A 1,704-nucleotide genomic window follows, 5' to 3' on the forward strand; every position below is an offset into this window, starting at 1 on the left:
TTAGGTTTCAATGAACTGAGTGACCAATTTGATAACTTCGGTTATCGAGCACAGTCAATTCATTATCGTTCTGTTGGAACGATAATAGCTTTAAAATTACACAGTAGTTTTGAAGTCAGTATTCATTGAGCCGAACAAAATCTTAAATTGAAGAGTTTGATCATGGCTCAGATTGAACGCTGGCGGCAGGCCTAACACATGCAAGTCGAGCGGAAACGAGTTAACTGAACCTTCGGGGAACGTTAACGGCGTCGAGCGGCGGACGGGTGAGTAATGCCTGGGAAATTGCCCTGATGTGGGGGATAACCATTGGAAACGATGGCTAATACCGCATAATGCCTTCGGGCCAAAGAGGGGGACCTTCGGGCCTCTCGCGTCAGGATATGCCCAGGTGGGATTAGCTAGTTGGTGAGGTAATGGCTCACCAAGGCGACGATCCCTAGCTGGTCTGAGAGGATGATCAGCCACACTGGAACTGAGACACGGTCCAGACTCCTACGGGAGGCAGCAGTGGGGAATATTGCACAATGGGCGCAAGCCTGATGCAGCCATGCCGCGTGTATGAAGAAGGCCTTCGGGTTGTAAAGTACTTTCAGTCGTGAGGAAGGTGGTGTTGTTAATAGCAGCATCATTTGACGTTAGCGACAGAAGAAGCACCGGCTAACTCCGTGCCAGCAGCCGCGGTAATACGGAGGGTGCGAGCGTTAATCGGAATTACTGGGCGTAAAGCGCATGCAGGTGGTCTGTTAAGTCAGATGTGAAAGCCCGGGGCTCAACCTCGGAATTGCATTTGAAACTGGCAGACTAGAGTACTGTAGAGGGGGGTAGAATTTCAGGTGTAGCGGTGAAATGCGTAGAGATCTGAAGGAATACCAGTGGCGAAGGCGGCCCCCTGGACAGATACTGACACTCAGATGCGAAAGCGTGGGGAGCAAACAGGATTAGATACCCTGGTAGTCCACGCCGTAAACGATGTCTACTTGGAGGTTGTGGCCTTGAGCCGTGGCTTTCGGAGCTAACGCGTTAAGTAGACCGCCTGGGGAGTACGGTCGCAAGATTAAAACTCAAATGAATTGACGGGGGCCCGCACAAGCGGTGGAGCATGTGGTTTAATTCGATGCAACGCGAAGAACCTTACCTACTCTTGACATCCAGAGAAGCCAGCAGAGATGCAGGTGTGCCTTCGGGAACTCTGAGACAGGTGCTGCATGGCTGTCGTCAGCTCGTGTTGTGAAATGTTGGGTTAAGTCCCGCAACGAGCGCAACCCTTATCCTTGTTTGCCAGCGAGTAATGTCGGGAACTCCAGGGAGACTGCCGGTGATAAACCGGAGGAAGGTGGGGACGACGTCAAGTCATCATGGCCCTTACGAGTAGGGCTACACACGTGCTACAATGGCGCATACAGAGGGCAGCCAACTTGCGAAAGTGAGCGAATCCCAAAAAGTGCGTCGTAGTCCGGATTGGAGTCTGCAACTCGACTCCATGAAGTCGGAATCGCTAGTAATCGTGGATCAGAATGCCACGGTGAATACGTTCCCGGGCCTTGTACACACCGCCCGTCACACCATGGGAGTGGGCTGCAAAAGAAGTAGGTAGTTTAACCTTCGGGAGAACGCTTACCACTTTGTGGTTCATGACTGGGGTGAAGTCGTAACAAGGTAGCCCTAGGGGAACCTGGGGCTGGATCACCTCCTTATACGATG

1 rRNA gene is annotated in these 1,704 nt (G+C 52.0%); it reads left to right on the plus strand.

Annotated elements, in window-relative coordinates:
• Nucleotides 1–144: 144 nt before the first annotated feature.
• Nucleotides 145–1,697 (plus strand): 16S ribosomal RNA (locus tag ZX61_RS20320).
• The last annotated feature ends 7 nt before the right edge of the window (nucleotides 1,698–1,704 follow it).

Source organism: Vibrio sp. VPAP30 (genome assembly GCF_001188205.1).
Classification (GTDB): Bacteria; Pseudomonadota; Gammaproteobacteria; order Enterobacterales; family Vibrionaceae; genus Vibrio; species Vibrio bivalvicida.